General features: G+C 70.6%; 19 protein-coding genes. 4 read left to right on the top strand and 15 right to left on the bottom strand.

Annotation, left to right across the window (positions count from 1 at the left end; genetic code table 11):
- Positions 1–8: 8 nt before the first annotated feature.
- The 9 genes from OHA73_RS01590 to OHA73_RS01630 are packed head-to-tail and all read right to left on the bottom strand — an operon-like array spanning position 9 to position 8,876.
- Positions 9–1,046, bottom strand: coding sequence for a beta-ketoacyl-ACP synthase III (locus OHA73_RS01590; RefSeq protein ID WP_327653888.1), 1,038 nt, complete (start codon positions 1,044–1,046; stop codon positions 9–11).
- Positions 1,043–2,122 (bottom strand): fatty acid desaturase family protein, encoded by a 1,080-nt coding sequence (locus tag OHA73_RS01595; protein ID WP_327653889.1) that lies wholly within the window; start codon positions 2,120–2,122, stop codon positions 1,043–1,045. The genes OHA73_RS01590 and OHA73_RS01595 overlap by 4 nt, the downstream gene beginning before the upstream one ends.
- Complete coding sequence (locus OHA73_RS01600; protein WP_327653890.1) at positions 2,119–3,189, bottom strand: VlmB-like protein; 1,071 nt, start codon at positions 3,187–3,189, stop codon at positions 2,119–2,121. The genes OHA73_RS01595 and OHA73_RS01600 overlap by 4 nt, the downstream gene beginning before the upstream one ends.
- Positions 3,186–3,770, bottom strand: a complete 585-nt coding sequence (locus tag OHA73_RS01605; protein ID WP_327653891.1) for a flavin reductase family protein — start codon at positions 3,768–3,770, stop codon at positions 3,186–3,188. The genes OHA73_RS01600 and OHA73_RS01605 overlap by 4 nt, the downstream gene beginning before the upstream one ends.
- Entirely contained in the window at positions 3,761–4,255 is a 495-nt protein-coding gene (locus OHA73_RS01610; protein WP_327653892.1) for a hypothetical protein, read from the bottom strand. Before OHA73_RS01610 ends, OHA73_RS01605 begins: the two co-directional genes overlap by 10 nt.
- Entirely contained in the window at positions 4,255–4,773 is a 519-nt protein-coding gene (locus tag OHA73_RS01615) for a type II toxin-antitoxin system RatA family toxin (RefSeq protein ID WP_327653893.1), read from the bottom strand. Before OHA73_RS01615 ends, OHA73_RS01610 begins: the two co-directional genes overlap by 1 nt.
- Positions 4,760–6,070 carry an aspartate aminotransferase family protein gene (locus tag OHA73_RS01620; RefSeq protein WP_327653894.1) on the bottom strand — a complete coding sequence of 437 codons (1,311 nt, stop codon included), beginning with the start codon at positions 6,068–6,070 and terminating at the stop codon, positions 4,760–4,762. Before OHA73_RS01620 ends, OHA73_RS01615 begins: the two co-directional genes overlap by 14 nt.
- Before the next feature lie 8 nt (positions 6,071–6,078).
- Positions 6,079–7,215: an acyl-CoA dehydrogenase family protein gene (locus OHA73_RS01625; protein ID WP_327653895.1), complete on the bottom strand. Its 1,137-nt coding sequence runs from the start codon at positions 7,213–7,215 to the stop codon at positions 6,079–6,081.
- The gene (locus OHA73_RS01630) at positions 7,203–8,876 is read right to left on the bottom strand and encodes an aldehyde dehydrogenase family protein (protein ID WP_327653896.1); all 1,674 of its coding nucleotides are present in this window, start codon (positions 8,874–8,876) and stop codon (positions 7,203–7,205) included. The genes OHA73_RS01625 and OHA73_RS01630 overlap by 13 nt, the downstream gene beginning before the upstream one ends.
- A gap of 112 nt (positions 8,877–8,988) precedes the next feature.
- Here OHA73_RS01630 and OHA73_RS01635 point away from each other — a divergent pair, with 112 nt between their 5' ends.
- Positions 8,989–10,026, top strand: coding sequence for a DUF2156 domain-containing protein (locus tag OHA73_RS01635; protein ID WP_327653897.1), 1,038 nt, complete (start codon positions 8,989–8,991; stop codon positions 10,024–10,026).
- A 26-nt stretch (positions 10,027–10,052) separates the two neighbouring features.
- Here the strand turns inward: OHA73_RS01635 and OHA73_RS01640 are convergent, their stop codons facing one another.
- The 6 genes from OHA73_RS01640 to OHA73_RS01665 form a co-directional block, all read right to left on the bottom strand.
- Positions 10,053–10,793, bottom strand: a complete 741-nt coding sequence (locus OHA73_RS01640) for an AfsR/SARP family transcriptional regulator (protein WP_327653898.1) — start codon at positions 10,791–10,793, stop codon at positions 10,053–10,055.
- Between the two features lie 195 nt (positions 10,794–10,988).
- On the bottom strand, positions 10,989–11,615 hold the full coding sequence (locus OHA73_RS01645; RefSeq protein ID WP_327653899.1) for a GDSL-type esterase/lipase family protein: 627 nt from the start codon (positions 11,613–11,615) through the stop codon (positions 10,989–10,991).
- Positions 11,612–13,069 carry an MFS transporter gene (locus OHA73_RS01650; RefSeq protein WP_266718104.1) on the bottom strand — a complete coding sequence of 486 codons (1,458 nt, stop codon included), beginning with the start codon at positions 13,067–13,069 and terminating at the stop codon, positions 11,612–11,614. The genes OHA73_RS01645 and OHA73_RS01650 overlap by 4 nt, the downstream gene beginning before the upstream one ends.
- Positions 13,066–13,827 (bottom strand): HAD family hydrolase, encoded by a 762-nt coding sequence (locus OHA73_RS01655; protein ID WP_266718102.1) that lies wholly within the window; start codon positions 13,825–13,827, stop codon positions 13,066–13,068. The genes OHA73_RS01650 and OHA73_RS01655 overlap by 4 nt, the downstream gene beginning before the upstream one ends.
- A gap of 67 nt (positions 13,828–13,894) precedes the next feature.
- Positions 13,895–15,040 carry a cytochrome P450 gene (locus OHA73_RS01660; RefSeq protein ID WP_266718100.1) on the bottom strand — a complete coding sequence of 382 codons (1,146 nt, stop codon included), beginning with the start codon at positions 15,038–15,040 and terminating at the stop codon, positions 13,895–13,897.
- Between the two features lie 149 nt (positions 15,041–15,189).
- Entirely contained in the window at positions 15,190–16,761 is a 1,572-nt protein-coding gene (locus tag OHA73_RS01665; RefSeq protein WP_266718098.1) for an MmgE/PrpD family protein, read from the bottom strand.
- Positions 16,762–17,142: 381 nt separating this feature from the next.
- Between OHA73_RS01665 and OHA73_RS01670 the strand changes: the two genes are divergently transcribed.
- The 3 genes from OHA73_RS01670 (at position 17,143) to OHA73_RS01680 (ending at position 19,826) form a co-directional block, all read left to right on the top strand.
- Complete coding sequence (locus OHA73_RS01670; RefSeq protein ID WP_327653900.1) at positions 17,143–17,823, top strand: SGNH/GDSL hydrolase family protein; 681 nt, start codon at positions 17,143–17,145, stop codon at positions 17,821–17,823.
- 209 nt (positions 17,824–18,032) lie between these two features.
- The gene (locus OHA73_RS01675) at positions 18,033–18,353 is read left to right on the top strand and encodes a hypothetical protein (RefSeq protein ID WP_327653901.1); all 321 of its coding nucleotides are present in this window, start codon (positions 18,033–18,035) and stop codon (positions 18,351–18,353) included.
- A 153-nt stretch (positions 18,354–18,506) separates the two neighbouring features.
- Positions 18,507–19,826, top strand: coding sequence for an MATE family efflux transporter (locus OHA73_RS01680; RefSeq protein WP_327653902.1), 1,320 nt, complete (start codon positions 18,507–18,509; stop codon positions 19,824–19,826).
- Positions 19,827–19,833: the final 7 nt, after the last annotated feature.

Below are 19,833 nucleotides of genomic sequence, written 5' to 3' on the forward strand. Positions count from 1 at the left end.
GGATGTGCTCAAGCGGGGGTGAGGGCCGGCCAACGGAGGGTGCAGGCGCCCCAGGTGAGGCCGCCACCGAAGGCCGTGAGTACGGTGCGGTGACCGGGGGCCAGCGTGCCGGTGGCCACGGCGTGCGCGAGGGCCAGTGGGATGGAGGCGGCCGCGGTGTTGCCGACCTGGTCGAGATGGACCGGGCAGCGGTGCCGCGGGAGCCGCATCCGGTCCGCCACCGCGTGCAGGATCCGTAGGTTGGCCTGGTGCGCGACGAGCCGGTCGATGTCGTCCGTGGTCCAGCCGGCCCGACGCGCCGCGGTCAGCGCGGCATCGGCCATGCGCTCCACGGCGCTGCGGAAGACGGCCTTGCCCGCCATCCGGAAGTACGGGTCCGCGGGACCACCCGTGCCGGTGTCCGCACCGGACGTACCCGACGTACCGAACGTGTGCAGCGGCTCGCGGGAGCCTCCCGAGCGGACGGTGATGAGCTCGCTGCCCGTGCCGTCACTTCCGAGCACCGCCGTGCCGAGCGCACCGGGCTCCGTCGCGCCACCGGACCGCAGCACCACCGCTCCGGCGCCGTCGCCGAAGATGGCACGCGTGGAGCGGTCGGCGGGGTCGAGGATGCGGGAGTACGTATCCGCGCCGATGACCAGCACGCTGCCCACCGTTCCCGCGGCGATCAGCCCGGCACCGGTGGCCAGGGCGTACAGGAATCCGGTGCAGACCGCGCCCACGTCGAAGGCGGCCACGGTGCCGAGGCCCAGCCGGGCCGCCACCAGCGGGGCGGTGGCCGGGCAAGGGTGGTCCGGGGTGGTGGTGGCAAGGACCACCCCGTCCACGGCATCGCGGCCCGCGGATTTCAGCGCCCGCCGGCCCGCCTCCACCGCGAGATCGGAGGTGGCGACGGTCGGGGCGGCGACGAAGCGGGTCCCGATCCCGGTACGGCTGCGGATCCAGTCGTCGGACGTGTCCAGTTCCCTGGCCAGGTCGTCGTTGGTGACCGCCTGGGGCGGAAGCCAGGTGCCGAGGCCGCACAGCACCGCCGCCGCGGCGTTCACCGAGCTTCCCGGGGCGACGAGGCGCGGTCGGGACCGGCCGCGGCCCGGCTGACCGTACCGAGGTGGTCGGCGACCATGAGGTAGGAGCGCAGCAGCCGCTCCTCGGCGTACGGCAGGCCGCCACGCACCAGGTAGTCCTTCACCAGCGGCTGGGCGCGGCGCAGATTCCTGCGCGGCATGGACGGGAACAGGTGGTGCTCGATCTGGTAGTTGAGCCCGCCGTAGAAGAAGTCCGTGATCCGGTGGGGTGCCAGATTGCGCGAGGTGATCACCTGCCGGGTGAGCCAGTCGAGTTCCTCCTCCGTACCGTCGCGTACGGGCTGGCCCTTGTGGTTGGGGGCGAAGAGCAGGCCCATGTAGAAGCCGAAGAGCGCCTGGTGGACGACGATGAAGGCCACGGCGAGGACCGCCGGGAGGACCATGAGGACCGCGGTCAGATAGGCCGCCAGATGGAGTGTCAGCAGGGCCAGGTCGAGGGCGACATGACGCTTCAGTGCGCCCTTGCGTGCCGCCACGTACCCGGAGGCGTGCAGGCGCAGTCCTTCCATGAGGATGAGCACGTAGAACATCCACGCCTGGTGCCGCACGATGTACCGGCCGACGGCTCCGGTGCGTTTTGCGCTGTCCTTGGCGTCGAAGATCACCTGTCGGCGGAGGATGTCCGGGTCCAGCGAGAGGTGGTTGGGGTAGTTGTGGTGCTTGGTGTGGTGGGCGACCCACCAGCCGAAGCTCACGCCGGTGAGCAGATTGCCGTGGGTGTACCCGATCACCTCGCCGGCCCGCCGGGTCCGGAAGATCTGGCGGTGTCCCGCGTCGTGCCCGATGAGGTCGGTCTGGCCCCAGCACGCCGCGAGGAAGGCCGCCACGGCCAGTTGCCACCAGCTGTCGCCGAGCAACGCGAAGCAGGTCCAGCCGGCGGCGAGGAGCAACAGGTTCGCGGTGATCTTTAAGGCGTAGTAGCCGGGTTGGGAGTCCAGGAGGCCGGCTTCCCGCACCAGGCGGGTGATCTCCGGCATGTTCGGGGTGCCTTCCGGCGCCGCGGCCAGGGGGCGGGGGGTGCCGTCCAGGGAGCTCATATCGCCTCCTGGAGACCCATGTGGGCCAGCCGCGTCCGCTGCAGGTGCGCGGCCCATGCGTGGGCGGTTTCGAGGCGTTCGCGCGCGGTGGTGTCCGCCAGGCGGCGGCCGGGCCAGATCTCGTAGTCGCCCAGGAGGTCGGCGTGCCGCTCGATGCCCTGCTGGAAGAGCTCCTCGCGGCGCGCCAGCATCTCGGTGGTCGGCAGCTTGTCCCACAGGGCGTAGCCCTCCTGGATCAACTCCAGGAGCCGCGCCTTGTCGTGCGGGTGTGCGCGGAGGTGGTCGCGGACGATGGTGCTGCCGACCGTGAGATGCCTGATCTCGTCGATGCCTGCGCCCCGCTCGATGTCGGCTGCCGCCGGGTCGAAGATCCGCCACTTGCGCTCGCTGAGCTCGGCGGCCGGCGCCAGCACGCCCTCGACCAGGACCGTCAGGACCAGTACGCCGCCGATGAAGTCGCGCTCGTCGCGCAGTACACGCAGCCCGAAGTCCTCCAGGGGGGCGAGGATCTGCTCCTCGTCGGCGGCCGCGAGGCGGGCCACGGTGGCCCGCAGCTCCGCACGGGACACGCCGAGGTCGAGCAGGTGGCTGCGGAAGACCATGGCGTGCCGGGCCTCGTCGAGCAGCTGGGTGGCGTAGAACTCCATGCTGTCGGTGTCGGGCGCGAGCGCCGTCAGATAGCCGATGGCCCGGGTGGCCTTCTCCTCTGCGATGGAGCGGTAGGCGAGCTCCTGGGTGAGTGCGCTGTTGAGCGGTCCTGCCGCACTGACCGCGGCCAGTGGCCGTACGTTCGCGTCGTGGCCCGAGACGTTGCCGCGCAAGGTGCCGTGCGGCACGGCGCTGAGCCAGTACCGCAAGTTGCAGACGGCCGGGGTGAGTTCGAGGCGTTCCGCGCCGTCCAGGAGCGAGGGAGCCGTGTTCCAGTCGGCCTCGGAGGGGATGGCCGCCGGTACGGTCCCCGGTGCCGGTGCCGGTGCCGTGGTCGGTGGCGTGGTCGGTGTCGTGGTCGGTGGCGTGGTCGGTGTCGTGGTCGGTGGCGTGGTCGGTGTCGTGGTCGGTGGCGTCATGAGGAATCCCTTTCGGTCTGTCGCGGGACAGGGGTGGAGGTTCCGGGGGCGGAGGGGGCTACGGGGCCGGGGTGCAGGTCGTAGGCGAAGTTGACGAGCGGGGTGGCTCCGGTGTGGACCGCCGATACGACCTGGGCGACCACCAGTTCGTGGTCGCTGAGCGGGATGGTGAGCTTCGGCCGGCACTCCAGCCACGCCACCGCTCCGCTGAGCCGGGGCACGTCGTCGCCCGGGTCGCCGAGCCAGGCGTCCGGCGGCAGTTGGCCCAGGCCGCGGGGCCGGCCGCGGCGGGCGAAGTGCCGGGCGAGGGGCTCCTGCGTCGCCGCCAGCGCATTGGCGACGAATACCGGGCTGTTGGCCAGGGCGCGCAGTCCCCGGCTGCCGCGGCGCAGCGCCACACAGGCCATCGGGGGGTCGCCGGGGACGGTGCTGAACGTGCTGACCGTGACCCCCTCGGCCGCCTCCCCCACCCCGCAGATGAGGACCGTCACGCCGGTGACGAAGTGGCGCATCGCGGTGAGGACGGCGGTGTCGCCGGCCGCGCGGGCCGTCGCGGAGGAGCGTCGGGTGGCTACGGCCATGGCAGCGGGCCCTGGCTCGTGGCGTCGCTGCCGGTGGCCACCGCGTCCGCCGCCGCGAACTCGCTGCGGAAGCGGCGGTACGCCTGGTGCGTGACGGGCTCGAAGCGCAGAGCGAACGGCTTGAGGTAGTTGCCGCACAGCGCCCTGTCGCCGCACAGATGGATGGGCAGCGCGAGCAGCGCCCACTCGAAGCCCCACAGCCAGATCCACCCCAGCGCCAGCAGCCCCTGCGTGACCATGGAGTGCATGAGGTTGTAGGCGACGTAGTAGCCCTTGCCGACCCGGCCCTCGCGGCGCCGGTACCGGATGGCTCCTGGGAGGTATCCGATCAGATCGATATAGGCGAAGAGCACCAGGGCCGGCAGCCATCGCACCTGATCGAGGTGGACGAAGAACAAGACCGTGGCGACGACAAGCCCGAGCCCGTACTCCGCCCGTATCAGCCGCGCGGTCACCGGCGTCATGAACAGGTTCTTGGTGTCCATCAGCCGGCCTGCCACGACTGGGCGGGAGCAAGCGACGCGGCCGGAGCGCCGCCCACGGTGCGGGCCAGCGCCCGGTCGCCGAGCACCGCGCCCGAGGGGAACAGGCCGAGCACCACCTGGGCGATGGTCTCCTTGAAGACCCGCTCGGCCACCGGCTCCAGGATGCCCGCCAGGCTGGGGATGCCGAAGTCGAAGGCCGCGCGGAAGGCGACCCGTACCTCGCTGCCCTCTGCGGCGACCCGCCACGTGCCTTCGAACACCTCGAAGTCACCGTCGAGTTGGGTGAAGGTGATGGTGAGCGTCGGCCGGTCGAAGTGGTCGGACTCGGTCCAGCGCAGGATGCCGTTGCGGAAGTACACCTCCCAGGCGCTGGTCTCCTCCGTCTCGCTGAGGTCGTGGACGGTGACCGACAGGACCACCGGGGTGAGTTCGGGATAGCGGGCGAATTCCGCGACCCGGTCGTACACCGCTTCCGCGGCGATACCGGGGACGCCGATGGTCACATCAACGCTGCGCATGGGCGACGCCACCTTCGTGAGTCTGGATGTCGGGGACATAGCGGGCTGCCTGCACGCGGCAGGCACGTTCGAACGCCGCGAGGAGGAACTGCACCTCCGACGGGCCGAGGACGGCGGGCGGGGTGAAGCGCAGCACCAGGTGGGAGTTGAGCGAATGGTTCGCCACCACGCCCTGCCGGATCAGCTCGACCAGCAGGTCGCCGGCCGGACCCGGCTCGGCGAACTCGACGCCGATGAGCAGCCCCCGGCCGCGCACCTCCCGTACGAGATCGCCGAAGCACTCCCGCGCGATCCGGTCGATCCCGGCCAGGAGTACGCGGCCCAGCTCGCGGGCGCGGGTCACCAGGTCCTCCTCTTCGATGGCCCGCAGCGCGCCACGCACGGCGGCCATCGCCAGCGGCATGCCGGAGAAGGTGGAGGTGTGCAGATACGGGTCCCGGTCGAAGGCGCCGAACACGTCCGCCGCCGCGATGACCGCAGAGACAGGCATGATGCCGCCGCCAAGACCCTTGCCGGCCAGCAGCAGGTCCGGGGTGAGCCCTTCCTCGTCCGCTCCCCACCAGGAGCCGAGACGGCCGAGTCCGGTCTGGATCTCGTCCAGGACGAAGAGCGCGTCATGGGCGCGGCACAGCTCCTGGACCGTGCGCAGATAGCCGGGTGGCGGCAGCACCACGCCCGCCTCGCCCTGGACCGGCTCGATCACCACGCAGGCGCGGCCGGATGCCGCATCGAGCCGCTCGGCCAGCGCTTCGGCGTCGCCGTACGGTACATGGCAGGTGCCGGGGAGCAGGGGGCGGAACGGGTCCTTGAACAGGTCCTTGCCGGTGAGGCTGAGCGCGCCCATGGTCTTGCCGTGGTAGCCGCCGTGCGTGGCGATGAGCCGGTCCTTGCCCCGGGTGCGGGCGATCTTGATGGCGGTCTCCACGGCCTCCGCGCCGGAGCACGCGAAGTGCACCCGGTCGAGACCCGCCGGCGCCTTGGCCACCAGCGCGTCGGCGGCCAGCGCCGCCTGGGGTTCGAGAAGGACGCGGGTGGCCACCGGGTTGCGGTGCAGCTGCTCGGTGACATGGGCTACGACGACGGGGTGCCGGGCGCCCATCAGGAGGACGCCGTAGCCGCCGCAGTTGAGCAGCCGCCGTCCGGTCGCGGTGGTCACCCAGGCGCCCTGCGACTCCATCTCCAGCTCGCCGCCGAGGAGTTCGCCGAGGGTGGCGCGGCCCTTGCTCAGGCGGGTCCGGTACAGCCGGCCGATCTCTTCGCGGCCCGGCGGCTGCGCGGGCGTGACGGTCGTGGTCATGGCGCTCCTCATGCCAGTCGTAGTGGATGGCCGGCGGCGTGCTCGAGCCAGGGGTCGGCGAAGCTGGAGCGGGACGGCGGGTGGAAGGACAGGCCGTGCGAGGCGGCCGCCAGGGTGGCGATGTCGGGCGAGCCGATGAAGGCCATCCCGCCGAGCAGCTCCACGGCGCGGGCCACGACCTCACGGATCAGGTCCTGCGCGGCGTAGCGCGCGACCAGGGCCCGGGCGAGTCCCTCGTCGCCCACCGCCTTGTCCTCGATCATGCGGGCGGTGCCCTCGGTGAGCAGCGTCGCCGTCTCGCAGCGGGTGAGCAGCTCGGCCCGTTCGGTGTTCGTGCCGCGGCCGCTGGTCAGGACGCGTTCGACCAGGGCGCCGGCCATTCCGGCGTAAGAGGCGGTGATGAGCAGTTCGAACCAGATGAGGCCGATGGTCTGGAGCTCGTCCAGCTCGCCCGCCGCGCCGGTCTCGGTGCGCATCAACTGCTGCTCGTCGACGAAGACTTCGTGCAACCGCACCTCGTCGCTCTCCGCGCCGGCCAGTGCCCAGCTCGACCAGAACGGCTCCACGGTCAGCCCCTCCGCCTGCCGCGGTACGAGCACCACCGCCAAGTCGCTGGTGCCGTCCGCGTTCGGCAGCGCGGCGCTCGCGGTGAGCAGGTCCATGGAGCGGGAGAGGCTGCAGGGCTTCTTCGACCCGCTGATGCGGTAGCCCTTTCCGTCCGGCCGTGCCAGGACCGTGGGGCTGAGGATGCCTCGGCCGGGGCGTCCCTCGGCGAATCCCGAGGCGACCAGGAGCCTTTGTTCGACGATCCCTTCCAGCAGCGCCCACTCGACGCCGTCGCTCTGCGGGCTGTCGGCGAGCGCGAACAGGGTGGCCACGGAGAAGTGGTGCATGGTGGTGGCCACCGCGAGGGACGGGGCGACGGCGGCCAGCGCCCTGGTGACGTCCACGGCCTGCAGCGGCGTGGCGCCGCTTCCCGAGTAGGTCCGGGGAATGACGAGACCTGGACCGCCGTGCGCGCGAAAGAGGCCGATGGCCGGGCTGCCCGGCCGCTCCAGATCGGTCAGCGGAATTTCGTCGAGTGCGGCCAGCAGGCCGGGCAGGAACTCCTCGCAGGTGCGGCGAGCGGTGTTCATCGAGCGCATGGCGTCGTCTCCTTGTGGGCATCCGGCTGCGAGCGGCTGCCGTTGCCGAGGCGCTCGTCGATCAGGTTCTGCCAGGCGCCGAAGACCGCGTCCCGGGGCCGAGAACCCGGGCTGATGCTCACGCCCTGGAGGTGCGAGGTCCGCAGGATCGGGTAGTTGGCCTCGCCAAAGACGCCTCCGGTCAGCCCGGTGCCGCCGTGTGTGGGCATATACGGCAGGAAGCCGATGTGCGAGTCGTTCACCTTGAACAGGCCGCCGGTGTGGACGCGGGCGATGAACTCGTCGATGACGGCCGGGTCCTTGGCCCACAGCGAGTTGCGCAAGCCGTAGCGGTTGGAGTTCACGAATCCGATGAAGGTGGCCATCAACTCGGTGTCCGGCGCGGAGTCGGCGACGATCACGGGAAGCAGCGGAAAGAACGTCTCGTGCCGCACGGCGTGGAGCTCGCGTGCACCTTCGACGCCGCGCACCAGAATCACGGTCGGCTCCAGGAAAATGCCGCCCGGGTCGCGGACTTCGTCGAGCTGCATCGGGTGGCCGCCGCAGACCACCTTGGCGCCCTTGTCGCGGGCGTCCTTCAAGCAGCTGAAGAACTTCTCGTTGCGCAGCACCGGCGTCAGCAGCACGTCGGGTTCCCATGGGTAGCCCGGCCGGATGTGGCCGATCTGCCGTACCAGGGACGCCACGAGCGCGTCCGCGACATCGGGGTGCACCAGCACCTGGTTGGGAATCATGCACAGCTGCCCGGAGCCGTAGAAGCTCTCGGTGAGGGCCTCGGCCGCGAGGTCGATGTCGGCGTCTTTCCATACGGTGACGACGTCGTTGCCCGCCAGTTCCAGGATCGGCTTCTTACCCGCGGCGATGCAGCGTGCCTCGAACTTCAACCCCGCGTCGCTGCTGCCGAAATAGATGATGTCGTTCACCGCGGGATGCGCCAGCCAGCAGCTCAGCATCGGCGCCGGATCGCCGCAGACGACGTTCAGCGTGCCCGGCGGAGCGCCGCACTCCGCGAGGACGGGGGCCACGATCTCCTGCATGACGTACATGACGCCCAGCGGCGCGCTGCGCGGGGCCCGCACCACCAGCGCATTGCCGGCCATCAGCGCCGTCACGCCGAGAAGGGCGCTGGACAGGGGCGCGTTCTGCGGGGGGTTGAGACAGACCACACCGTCGGGCTGCCGACGCACCTGGAGGCGACGCTCGCCTCGATGGAACTCCTGCAGCATCTGGGACCGGTAGAAACTCACCGACTCCGGGCCGAAGCACTCCAGCATGCCGGAGACCTGCCACCGCGCCAGTGCCAGGGGGTGCCCTTCCTCGACCAGGACGGCGGCGATGTCCTCGGCGTGGTCGGCGAGGCGGGCGTGCAGCATGCGGCCCACGGTCTCCATGCGGATGTGCGGCGAAACGGCGCTCCAGGCGGGGGCGGCCGCGGCCGCGGCTTCGACGGCGCGCTGGACCGTGGCGCGATCGGCCTTCGCGACGCGTCCGACGACGGTCGACGGGAGGTCGTGCGGTGGAATGCGACCCTGTTCCAGTTTCCGTTTGAGTGCCAGGCTCGCGAAGACGTCGTCCAGCAAGGAATCGGCGCTGAGTACGTAGACCCATTCCTCGCTGGGCAGGTGTTGCCCGTTTACGTAGGACGAATAGTTTCGGTACATGCTGGCGAGCATGGCAAGGGTCACTGAAATCCAGCTGAGAATCCACTGAGACCGCGACGTCAGCCAACTCCGGTGACCTTCGGATAAGTTGACCCAAAATAGCGTCCGCCTGATGGAGGGTGTGCGACAAATGAGCCGACTGCCGAACATATTGCAAGAGCGCGCAGAGGACCCCGAGACGACGGAGCTGGCGCTGACTGCCGTTCAGAAGTACGCGGACAACCCCAGCGCATTTCTGGCAATGAACGTCGGCAACAAGATGTTCATCGGCGACGGAGGCACACTCGTCGCCTACCGGGAGGCGGGGCGCTTCTTCGTCCAGTTCGGCGGCGTATTCGGGCCTCCGGGGCAACAGGCGGCGGCACTCCAGGATTTCAAGGAATATGCGCGTGCGCGAAAACGCCTGATCGTCAGTATTCAACTGCAGCGCGCCGACGCTGCATTATATGCGGCTGCGGGGTTCGTCCTCAATCAGGTGGGGGCCTCCTACGCGGTCCGGCTGCCCGAATTCACGCTGCGCGGCACACGGTTCATGAAGCTGCGTAACAAGATCTCGCGGGCCAGGCGTGACGGACTTGACGTCCAGGAGGTCTCGTTCGCGGAACACCAGGACAGTGTCGAGCGGATCGACGAGGCGTGGCTGCGCGGGAAGGGCAGGCACGTCAAGGAGATCGAGTTCCTGGTCGGGGAGACCGGCGGGCCGGTGCAGCGGCATCGGCGGTTGTTCCTGGGGACGCTCGACGGCAGGCCGCTGGCCTATATTTCCTACGCTCCCGCGTTCGGATCCCGCCCCGGCTGGCTGCACGATCTCAGCCGGCGTCTGCCGGAATCCGGGCCCGGGGTGATGGAGGCCATCAACGCCACCGCCCTGGAGACGTTCACGCGTGAGCACGCCGAGTGGCTGCACTTCGGGTTCACGCCCTTCACCGGCCTGGACGCGGCGCATGAACTGACGCCGAGCAGCGCCCTGACGGGAAAGCTCCTGCGATTCCTCGCGGAAAAGGGGGAGCACGTCTACCCGGCTGCCAGTCAGCTCGCGTACAAGAGCAAGTGGGGTCCGCAGTTGGTACTGCCCGAGTATCTGGCCTTCGAGGGTGGCGCCAGTCTGCGCGCCGTATGGTGCATCCTCCGGCTGACCAAGTCCATCTGAGTCACTGTCACATCCGAGCTCGCCCCTCAAGCACCGCGCAGCAGAGCCCCCTCCTGATGAAGGATCTGCCTGAACCTCCGTCGCATTCCCGGGCCCGGCTCGATCCCCAGTTCCGCGTCCAGGTTGTGCTGGACCCTGCGGTAGGCACTGAGGGCGTCCGCCTGCCTGCCGGAGTGGTACAGGGCAGTCATGAGCTGTTCGCAGAAGCGCTCGCGCAAGGGGTGCTGGGTCAGCAACTGCTCGAGTTCCGGGATCACTTGCCAGTACCTGCCGAGCCTCAGGTGCGCCTCGACGAACAACTCCCGGCCCATCAACCTGGTTTCCTCGAGCCGGGTATATGCGATGCGGCAGATCAAGCCGTCCCCTGTATCGATAAGGGCCGGCCCCCGCCATTCGGAGAACGCATCGGCGAGCAGCTTGATGGCGAGTTCGCAATCTGCGTTCAGGCGTCGACCGGCCGCCTCCACGGCATGCGAGAAGCGCAACGCGTCGACGTCCGCCGGGTCGACATCGAGTAGATATCCGGAGCGGGTCGTACGGATGACATGACGGGCTTTTTGCTTGCCGGTCTGTTCGGTGAGGACACGGCGCAACCGTGCGACATGTGATTGCAGGGAGTTGTCCGCGGTTTTCGGAGGTTGATCTCCCCAGAGTTCGTCAAGCAGATCAAGTGCCGGTACCGGCGTGCCAGGTGTGAGAGCCAGTGCCGCCATAATCGTTCTGAGCTTCTCTCCCGGCAGCTGGATGGGAATGTCTTCCTCGATCACATGGAGCGGCCCAAGTAGCCTTACCTGCATGCGAACCCCCGGTTTTTTGCCACGTGAGAAGTGACTGACGTGTGTTCTCGACCATACTTCGTAGTGCGGGCGCACCCGGATTGGTATGGGACACACTTCGGTTCGGTCCGATAGGGCTGCGGTCGGGCCGGTGGGTTCGAATACTGGGCTTGAACTCATGAAGCCTCAGTAACGGGCGTTTCGGGTCGCGTCGAGGTGGTCCGCCAGGCGGTGGATGACCGCGGCGGCCACACTCCGGCCGCCGGCCGTGGCGGCCCGCGTCGGTACGTCGACGTACAGCGCGCCGTGCCGCAGAGCGAGGTCGCGGGTGCGCTCCGCCAGGATCCGCCGCCGTCGCCGCGGTCCGCTCCGCTGCTCCTCGGCCGACGTGGCGGACAGGCCCGGTCCGTACGGTCCGAGGGTGAGCACATCGGCCCCGGAGCTCCGGAGCGGGCCCACGATCCTGCTCAACTCCGCCTCGACGGCGTCGATGTCGAAGGGCTCGCGCGCTGCCTCCCGGCCGCTGGCGACGACCGCGGCCAGGTCTCCTCGGAACGCCAGCGCACGGGCCAGTTGGCCGGCCCGGACCTGGGCCGTCGAGGGTTCGTGCCGACCCAGGTTGAGATAGGCGAGGTCCGGCCGGACCGACCTCAGCGCCTCGGCCACATGGTCCGCCCAGTGCGGGTCGCCGCAACCGCGGGCGGGCCCGGGGCCCTCGGCGCCGCCGTCGCCCAGCACGATGAAGCGCCGCCAGGGCATGCGGGCGAGGGAGGCCGACTTGCAGTACTGCGGGTCGTGGTCGGAGACCGTCACGGCTGTGGTTCCTTGCCACCGACGGCATCAACTTCGAGCGCGGACGCGGCAGTTCGCACGGCATGCGGCGCGGGGCGGCCGCGGCGCCGGGCGAGGCCAAGGCCCAGCAGACCCGCGACGGCAGCCGCGGCACAGCAGAAGAGCACCACATGTCGGTACGGGGCAGGGTCGGACGAGGTCGCCACGGGCAGGATGGCGGCCACCGCCGCGATGCCCAGGGCGCCACCGATCTGCCGTACCGCCAGGTTGAGTCCGGTGGCACCGGCGAAGTCCGCCGGCTCCACGGACAGTGCCGCCACGCTGGACACCCCGGTGCTGACGGCGCCGATGCCGGCTCCGGCCAGCAGGCCGACCGGGATCCACATGCTCCACAGGGCGGGCTGCGAGGAGAGCGTCAGGCCCAGCCACAGTCCGGCCGCCACCAGCGTCAGCGCGCCGCAGAACACCACCAGGTGCGGGCGGCTTCGGCTCAGGGAGCGTCCCACCATCGCCGCGACCCCCGCGGACAGCAGCGCCCCCGGCGTCATCGACAGACCGGCCGAGATCCACGGGTAGTGCCAGACGTTCACCAACAAGAGCGCCCCGACCAGGAGCCAGGCGTACAGCGCCGCGCCGAAGAACAGAGAGACGAGGTTGGCCAGCGCGAACGGCCTGCTGCGCCACAGCCTGGTCTGCAGGGCGGGCCGCGGGTGTCGCCTGGCGCGCAGCAGGGCCCATGCCGACAGGACGAGGCCCCCGACGAGGGAGCCCAGCGTGCGCGGGTCGTCCCAGTGCCACTCCCGCCCCTGGGTGACACCGAGCACGAGGAGCCCGGTGCCGGCCGTGAGAAACAGCGTGCCGAACAGGTCGGGAAGCCGCTGCCCGCTGCGTGCCGGTGCGCGAACCGCCCTGATCCCCGCGAGCAGGGCGAGGCCCAGGGGGACGTTGACGAGGAACACCGAGCGCCAGCCGGCCGTGTCGATGAGGATGCCGCCGAGGCTGGGCCCCGCCGCGGCCGCGGCGGAGGCCGCGGCGCTCCACAGCCCGATCGCCGCCCCTCGGCGCCACGGGGCCACATCGGCGAGGAGCACGGCGAGGGAGGCCGGGATCATGGCCGCCGCCCCCAGTCCCTGCAGCCCCCGTGCGACAAGGAGCGCCGGCAGAGCGGGGGCCGCGGCACACAGCAGCGAGGCGAAGGTGAACAGGCCCATGCCGCAGACGTACAGACGGCGCCGCCCCAGCACGTCGGCGAGGCGTCCCGCGGGGGCGAGGCACGCGGCGAACACGATGGCGTACAACGAGATGACCCAGGTCAGGTCGGTCACCGAGGCGCCGGGAAAGCTGCTGTGCAGGTCCGTCATCGCGAGGTTGACCACGGTGGCGTCCAGGATCGACAGGAAGATCGCGCCCGCCGCGAGCGTCACCACGACCGGGTAACTCGGCTGCCGGGCAGCCGAATCCGGGTTCCGGCTCATGCGTCTCCACTCCTTCGTCGTACGTCCCTCGATGTACGTCCCTCGATCGACGGCCGCTGTTCGCCCCAATCTCGCAAGCTCCGGGGGCCGGCGCTGGCAGGAATTCGCCGCCACCCGTACTCCTTGGCACACCGGGCCAGAAGCGGATCCGCGCCCACCACCACCGGATGGCCCACGGCACGCAGCATCGCCAGGTCGGAGGCATGGTCGCCGTAGGCATGACAGCGGTCCGCACGGACCCCGCGCGCACGGAGCAGGGCGCGCACCGCGGCGGCCTTCTCCTCGCCGAGCATCGCGAGGTCAAGACCCCCGGTCAGGACGCCCCCGATCGACTCGGGTCGGGCGCAGAACACCTCGTCGGCGCCGAGCCACTCCGCGAGGGGATCCAGGCAGGGCGCGAAGGACCCCGAGACGAGGACGACCGTCTCACCGCGGCGCCGGTGCTCCCGCAACGCCGCCACGGTGGCGGTCAGGAACAGGCCGCCGGCGCGGGTTTCCTCGGCGAACCAGGCACGGCCCTGGGCGGCGAGCTCCCGGGCATCGCAGCCCGCGTAGAGGCGGTAGTACGCGCGCGTCAGCTCGGGCCGGGACGCACCGCGCGCCGCGAGGGTCCGCAAGCCGCGCACCGCCTCGTCGAGGGCGGGGCGCGACCGTCCGGCGACCCGCAAGTGGTGGCGCAGGAAGCGGGACATGCTGTTGACCGAGATCAGCGTCTCGTCGACGTCGAAGAACGCGACGGCGGGCGGAGCCGAGGACATGGACGGGGACGAGGATGGGGACGGGGACGGGGACGGGTGCGCGTCCGGGGGCGCGGTCATCGCGTGATCAATCCCAGGCCACGGGCATTTCTTCCACACCCCCGAGGAGCGCGAAGTCCTTCCAGCGCAGCTGCTGGGCCGGCACCGCCAGCCGCAGCCGCGGGAACCGCTCGAACAGGGCGCGCAGGCCGACGGAGAGTTCGAGGCGGGCGAGACCTGCGCCGATGCAGAAGTGCGGGCCCTGCCCGAAGGCCATCTGGGTGCGCTTCTCGCGCTCGATGATGCAGCGGTCGGGCTCCGGGTAGACCTCGGGGTCCCGGCTGGCGACGCCGACCGAGGCGAGCACCGCCGAGCCCTCGGGGATGACCGTGCCGCCCAGCTTCACGTCGCTCGTCGTGATCCGGATGGCGGTCCCGCCGCCGGGGACGTTGAGCCGCGCCAGCTCTTCCACGGCGTGCGGGTAGAGCGCGGGATCCGCGCGCAGCAGCGCGAGTTGGTCGGGATTGCCGAGCAGGGTCGCCGTCCCGGCGCAGAACACGGTCACCGTGGTGTCATGCCCCGCGAGCAGCAGCAGCGCGCCAAGGCTGACGATCTCTTGCTCGGACGGCTCGCCCTCCTCGTCGAGGATGTGCACCAGGGCGCTGATCAGATCGTCGCCGGGTTCCTCGCGCCGGTGGCCGATCAGCCGGGCGAAGTAGGCCCGCATGTCGTCGTTGGCCCGCTGGATCTCCTCGGGCGGGTACTTGGTGAGCGACATGAACCGGTCGCACCAGGCCCCGAACTTGTCGTAGTCCTCGAACGGGACGCCGAGGATGCGGCAGATGACGCGCAGCGCGAGCGGGCGGGCGTACAACTCGAGGAGGTCGCCCGCGGGCGGGCCGGCCTCCATGGCGTCGAGCAGCTCCGCGGTGACCTCCTCCACGTACGGCCGCATCCGCCGCACGCGCTGCGGGCTGAAGGCCCGGTTGGCGAGTTTGCGGATCCGGGTGTGCCGCGGGGGATCCATGGTGATCATGCTGTCCGGGTCGGGCTCGACCACCTGCGCGCGGGCGGCGCCGGGGCGGAACAGCGCCTCCCTGCTGAACCGAGGGTCCGACAGCGCGGTCCGTACGTCCTGATGGCGGGCCACGAACCAGGCGGGGTCGCCGGTCGCAAGGGTGATCGGGCACACCGGCTCCTCGCGCAGCGCCTGTAAGTATGCGTCGGGCGGCACGAGGGGGTCGGTCCGCTTCGTGGGATAGGCGAACCTGGGTATGGGGCGGGAAGTTGTGTGGTCGTCAGGTACGTAATCGTCGTTAGGCGCGTGGTCGCACATCGTGCGATTCCCCCTTCTGGCGTTCTGGAGCTCTGGCGCTCTGGCGCTCAGCGGATCGAGGCCGGATTGGCTTCGGCTGTGGGCAGCGGTTCGGACAGTGTTCTGGTCACTAGCGCGTCGACCTGGCGTGCGGTCAGCGAGGCGAGCCGGTCCAGGCCATTGATCACCTCGGTGGAGGTTCCGGACGACGCGAGCTTGGACCGGACCAGTTCACGGTGGACGTGCCTCGTCTCGGGGCCGGCCGCCCCTTTCGGCCGCCCGCACGAGGCGGTGAGCACCCGGCCGTCGCGCAGGGTGATCCGCAGCCGGGCGCCCACCGCCTTGTCGGCCTTCTGGAAGGTGGTGCTCGGCGGTCCCGCGATGTCGGCGGTGGCCGTGATGCCCTCCCCCATGACCGCCACGAGCCACCGTCTGCCGTTCTCTCCCGCCTGCCGCAGCGCCTCGCCCAACGGGGCGGTCCCGCGGAGCACTTCGCGGCTCAGCCCGGGGTCGTACTCCAGCCGCACCCGGTCCGCGAGGGACCAGCGCAGACGGTCCGCGGTCGCCGGCTCCGCGAGGTCCGCCGGTACGACGGCGCCGGTGGTGAGGGCGGTTGCCACGTTGTAGGCGACGGAGACGTTGAGCGCCATGATCGCCGACCGGTCGCGGTCCACATACGGGGCTCCGTCCTGGTCCATGGCGATGGTCAGCCGGGCCGCCGAGACCACGATCTCCTCGATGTCGTGGAGGTCTTCCCGGGAGAGCCGGGCGTGCAGCTGGGAGGCGCAGTCGACGGCCGCGTCCACGTACGCCCCCGCCGGATTGAGCTTGAAGGTGAGCGTCTCGGTGTGCCAGCGCGTGCCGAGTCCGGCCGTGACCGCCTCCGGCGACGGCACGTCCGAGAACTTGGCGAGCAGGCCGCCAGGGTGCTCCAGGATGTCCTCCGCGCCCCGCAGCCCCGCGGCCGCCGCGTCGCAGGCATCCAGCGCGGTCCGCACCGGCGTCGCCGCCGAGAGAACCTTCGCCTCACTGCCGAGCAGCGCTCTGCGCAGCGGCCATGGCGGCATCGCGAGGGCCAGGCCCCAGGCGTTGGTCCACATCCCGGCCGGGGCCCGGGCGCCGTGCAGGCGGGCCGCCACGGCACCTACGAGCTGGGTGTACGAGGTCCCCTGCCCCCGCAGCGGACCCAACGCGCAGGCGGCGGTGACCCGGGCGGCGCACTCGTTCGCGGCGACGACCGCCGTGAGCAGGGTCCGCCCGTTGAGCCGTTGCACCCGCCGGAAGGCCAGCGGGACGCCGACGGAGGCGTGGGTGACATGGCCCGCGTACATGCTGTCCTCGTAGTAGAGGCACGAGGACAGCGCGGCCATGACCTGCGCCGCCTGGCAGGGGTCGGCCATGAGCGGGGTACCGAAGGCCCGTACCAGCTTGTGCCCCAGGGGGTGCGCCAGGCTTGCCCGCAGCACCGCGAGATGCGACATGACCTGGCTGGTGGCGTACTCCTCGATCCGCCCGGGCAGATCCGCGTGGCGCAGGCCGGCGGACCACTCGGCGAGCTGCCGGGTGAGGGAGGGTACGCCGGGCGCCTGGCCGGGGCCCTGGCCGAGGTCGGTTGTGCCCGGCGTGCCCGTCGCGGTCACGACCGGCTCCAGGACAGGCCGCGCCGCGGATGTGTCGTGCGGGTGAGGTAGCAGGCGACCGTGTCGACGTCGTCGTGACTCAGGAAGCTGTGTCGGTCTGTCCCGGCCGTTTTGTACACACCTCGCTCCTTCCGAGAGCTGGGAACGCACCGGCGGTGCGACGGAGTGCTGTCTCATCGTTCAGGCCCCGGGTGGTAGCGCCCTGAAATTCCGCTGACACGGACAGCTCAGGCCCACTCCTGCCGGCGAGACCGACACTGCCTGGGACACGGCACCGCGTGATGGCGCTTTTCCGCCAGCGGGCACGGACACCGGATGCCACCGTCGATGACGTCGTCGTCGACGACGACCAGGGCACCGGGCTCAGGAGGGGATGGGGACGTGGAAACGATCCAGATGACGGAGAGGAACGACCCGCATGTGGTGTCATCGGCCGAGGGAGCGGCACTGCTCCGGGGCGCCCCGTGGTCCCGGCTGGTGATCGTCGGAGACAGCGTCGCCCGGGGCGTCAGCGAGTCGCGCCCCGGCTACCGCACCGGCCCCTGGTCGAGCCTGGTGATCGCCGCTCTCCGCGAAGTGCGGCCGGAACTGGAACACCTCAACCTGGGTCGGCGTGAACTGGTGACCGCGCAGGTACGCGAGACTCAGCTGAAGTCCGCGCTGGCTTTCGGACCCGACCTGGTGATCGCGCTGTGCGGGGGGAACGACGGCCTGCGCAAAACCTTCGACCCGGATGCCGCGGAGGGCGAACTCGAAGCCCTCTTCACCCCGTTGCGTACCGCCGGCACGCTGGTGACCGCCGGCTTCTTCGACATCATCGGCAACCCGTACTTCGACGCGCGATACCGGGACGTGGCCCGTGAGCGCCTGGCCGTCCTGTCGCGGAGGATCCGATCGGTGTCGCAGCGCCTGGACGCCGTCCACGTCGACCTGCACAGCCACCCGACCGAGCGCGACGAGTCGATCTGGAGCACCGACGGCATCCACCTCAACGCCCGAGGCCAGGCCGTCCTCGGCACCGAGATCATCCGCGCCCTGGGCACCCGCCTGGGCAACGCCTGAGCCCTGTTGACGGGCGGCGGAGTCCTGTTGGACGACGACCTGCCCATTGGGCTGCTTGACCACCGCCGCCCACAGCGTGTTCGCCGCCGGCCCGGATGAGCGCGGCGACGAGCGCGGCTGCGGTGCTGAAGTACAGCCGGAGACATTGATGCCGTCGCGGACGCTTCGAAACAGTCGGAGCGCTCACCCCGACGGCACGAACGTTTTCGGTGTGCGGCTCCCCCAGGATCCGTCAGCACCCCGGGGCGTCGACGTCCGACATCGTCAACCTGCTGCGGGCCGAGGCGGAGGAGGCGGGGGACGTCACCTCGATCTGCCGGCCGGCCTTCGCCCCGTACTGGGCGAAGGCCGGTGTCGGCGCGGAGGTCCTGCCCGTCCCCGCCGGACTGCCGTGCACCGGGCTGTGGGCCACGCTGTCGGAGCACTGCGCGAGAACCCCGCGGACGTCGGACCGGAAGGTCGTCCTCGCCGACTACGACCCTCGCCTGGGGTATCTGAGCGTGTGCCGGCTCGACACGGCAGCGGCCTGAACCGGGCGCTACCTATGGTCATTCATCGGTGAATGTCGATAGCGTCCCGCGACTTCTCCCCCCTCCTTCTCGCTCCTTCCCGCTCCTTCACGCCCAGCCGTCGCACCCCCGGAGGTCCGTATGTTTTCCCTGGCCACGCAGGAAAGAAGGGGCGTGTGGCGCACCATCTCGGGCCTCGCCGTCCCGCTGTTCGTGGCCGAGTCCCTCAATTTCGCCGTCCAGCTCGGCATCGTCGCCATCCTGGGGCGTATAGGGGGCGACGCCATTTACGTTCGCTCCCTGTATCAGCCTGTCAGCCTCGTCGTCCTCGCCGTGACCGTGGGCTTCGCGGTCTCCAACCAGGTCGCCGCCGCGATCGGCAAGGGGGCGGGGCGTCCCCGGGACGTCATGGCGAACGCCGCCAGCCTGGCCAGGGTCTGGCTCGGGCTCGGCGCGGTCCTGTACCTGGCTCTCACGATCGCGGCTCCCCTGCTGACCGGGCTCTTCCATGTCGACGCCGAGCAGCGGGACACGTTCGTCTCCTTCCTGCGCTGGACCAGTGCCGCCAGTCTGCTGACCATCGGGGCGGAGCTCTGCGCGTCCAGCCTGCGCGGCTACGGGTACGTGCGGCACGCCACCCTGCTGGTCGTCTGGACGGCGGGCGTACGGATCGGCCTCGTGGCCGGCCTCGGGCTCGGCACCGACATCGGGATCGCGGCGGTGCCCATCGCCGAGGCGACAGCGGGTCTGACCGGTCTGGCCATGGGCCTGGTGCTGCTGCGCCGCACCGAGCTGTGGCATCCGCAGGCCGCCCTGGTGTGGCGGCGCGAAGTCTTCACCGACCTGCGCCGCATCGGCGTGCCCATCGCGATGTCGCTCCTGGTGATCTCCGCGTACAACCTCGCGGTCATCGGCGTCCTCGGGAACTACGGCCCGGACGCCGTGGCCGGGTTCACGGTCGCGTCCACCGTGCAGAACGTCGTGCTGCTGCCGGGAATAGTACTGGGCACGGCCACGGCGATCACCATCAACCAGCAGCGCGGGTCGGGCGATTGGCAGCGCATGCGTGCGTCGATGCGCGGCGGCATCGAGGTCACCGTCATGGCCTACGTGGCGATCGCGTTGCTGGTGTGGTCGGTGCACGACCCCCTGGCGCGGCTGATCGGCGGCGACGCCGGGGTGGCCGCGGCCGCCGGCAACTACCTGGGCGCCGTGGCGCTCACCTACGCCGTCCAGGGCCCCGTCCTCACTTCACTGACCGTCATGGAGGAGACCGGCGGCGGCTTCCGGGCCATCGTGCTCAACACCATCTACTTCGGCCTGATCGTCGCGGTCAGCAGCGCGGCGGCACACGCCACCGGCAGCGCGGACGGCTTCTACGCCGCGGTGGCGTACTGCAATCTGATCGGGGTGAGCGTGCCGTTCATCGCTGTACGGCACATTCGAAAACTGTCGGCCGAGGGCAACGCCCGGGCCGCTGCCACGACGGGCTGAGTCTCGG

This window comes from Streptomyces sp. NBC_00483 (assembly GCF_036013745.1).
In the GTDB taxonomy this organism is placed as follows: domain Bacteria; phylum Actinomycetota; class Actinomycetes; order Streptomycetales; family Streptomycetaceae; genus Streptomyces.

What these genes read in the sequence shown, in the direction of transcription:
- OHA73_RS01625 (WP_327653895.1), bottom strand. Translation starts at nt 7,215, where the DNA reads ATGCGCTCGATGAACACCGCTCGCCGCACCTGCGAGGAGTTCCTGCCC.
- OHA73_RS01655 (WP_266718102.1), bottom strand. Translation starts at nt 13,827, where the DNA reads ATGTCCTCGGCTCCGCCCGCCGTCGCGTTCTTCGACGTCGACGAGACG.
- OHA73_RS01650 (WP_266718104.1), bottom strand. Translation starts at nt 13,069, where the DNA reads ATGAGCCGGAACCCGGATTCGGCTGCCCGGCAGCCGAGTTACCCGGTC.
- OHA73_RS01610 (WP_327653892.1), bottom strand. Translation starts at nt 4,255, where the DNA reads ATGGACACCAAGAACCTGTTCATGACGCCGGTGACCGCGCGGCTGATA.
- OHA73_RS01605 (WP_327653891.1), bottom strand. Translation starts at nt 3,770, where the DNA reads ATGGCCGTAGCCACCCGACGCTCCTCCGCGACGGCCCGCGCGGCCGGC.
- OHA73_RS01615 (WP_327653893.1), bottom strand. Translation starts at nt 4,773, where the DNA reads ATGCGCAGCGTTGATGTGACCATCGGCGTCCCCGGTATCGCCGCGGAA.
- OHA73_RS01635 (WP_327653897.1), top strand. Translation starts at nt 8,989, where the DNA reads ATGGAGGGTGTGCGACAAATGAGCCGACTGCCGAACATATTGCAAGAG.
- OHA73_RS01595 (WP_327653889.1), bottom strand. Translation starts at nt 2,122, where the DNA reads ATGAGCTCCCTGGACGGCACCCCCCGCCCCCTGGCCGCGGCGCCGGAA.
- OHA73_RS01620 (WP_327653894.1), bottom strand. Translation starts at nt 6,070, where the DNA reads ATGACCACGACCGTCACGCCCGCGCAGCCGCCGGGCCGCGAAGAGATC.
- OHA73_RS01630 (WP_327653896.1), bottom strand. Translation starts at nt 8,876, where the DNA reads ATGTACCGAAACTATTCGTCCTACGTAAACGGGCAACACCTGCCCAGC.
- OHA73_RS01600 (WP_327653890.1), bottom strand. Translation starts at nt 3,189, where the DNA reads ATGACGCCACCGACCACGACACCGACCACGCCACCGACCACGACACCG.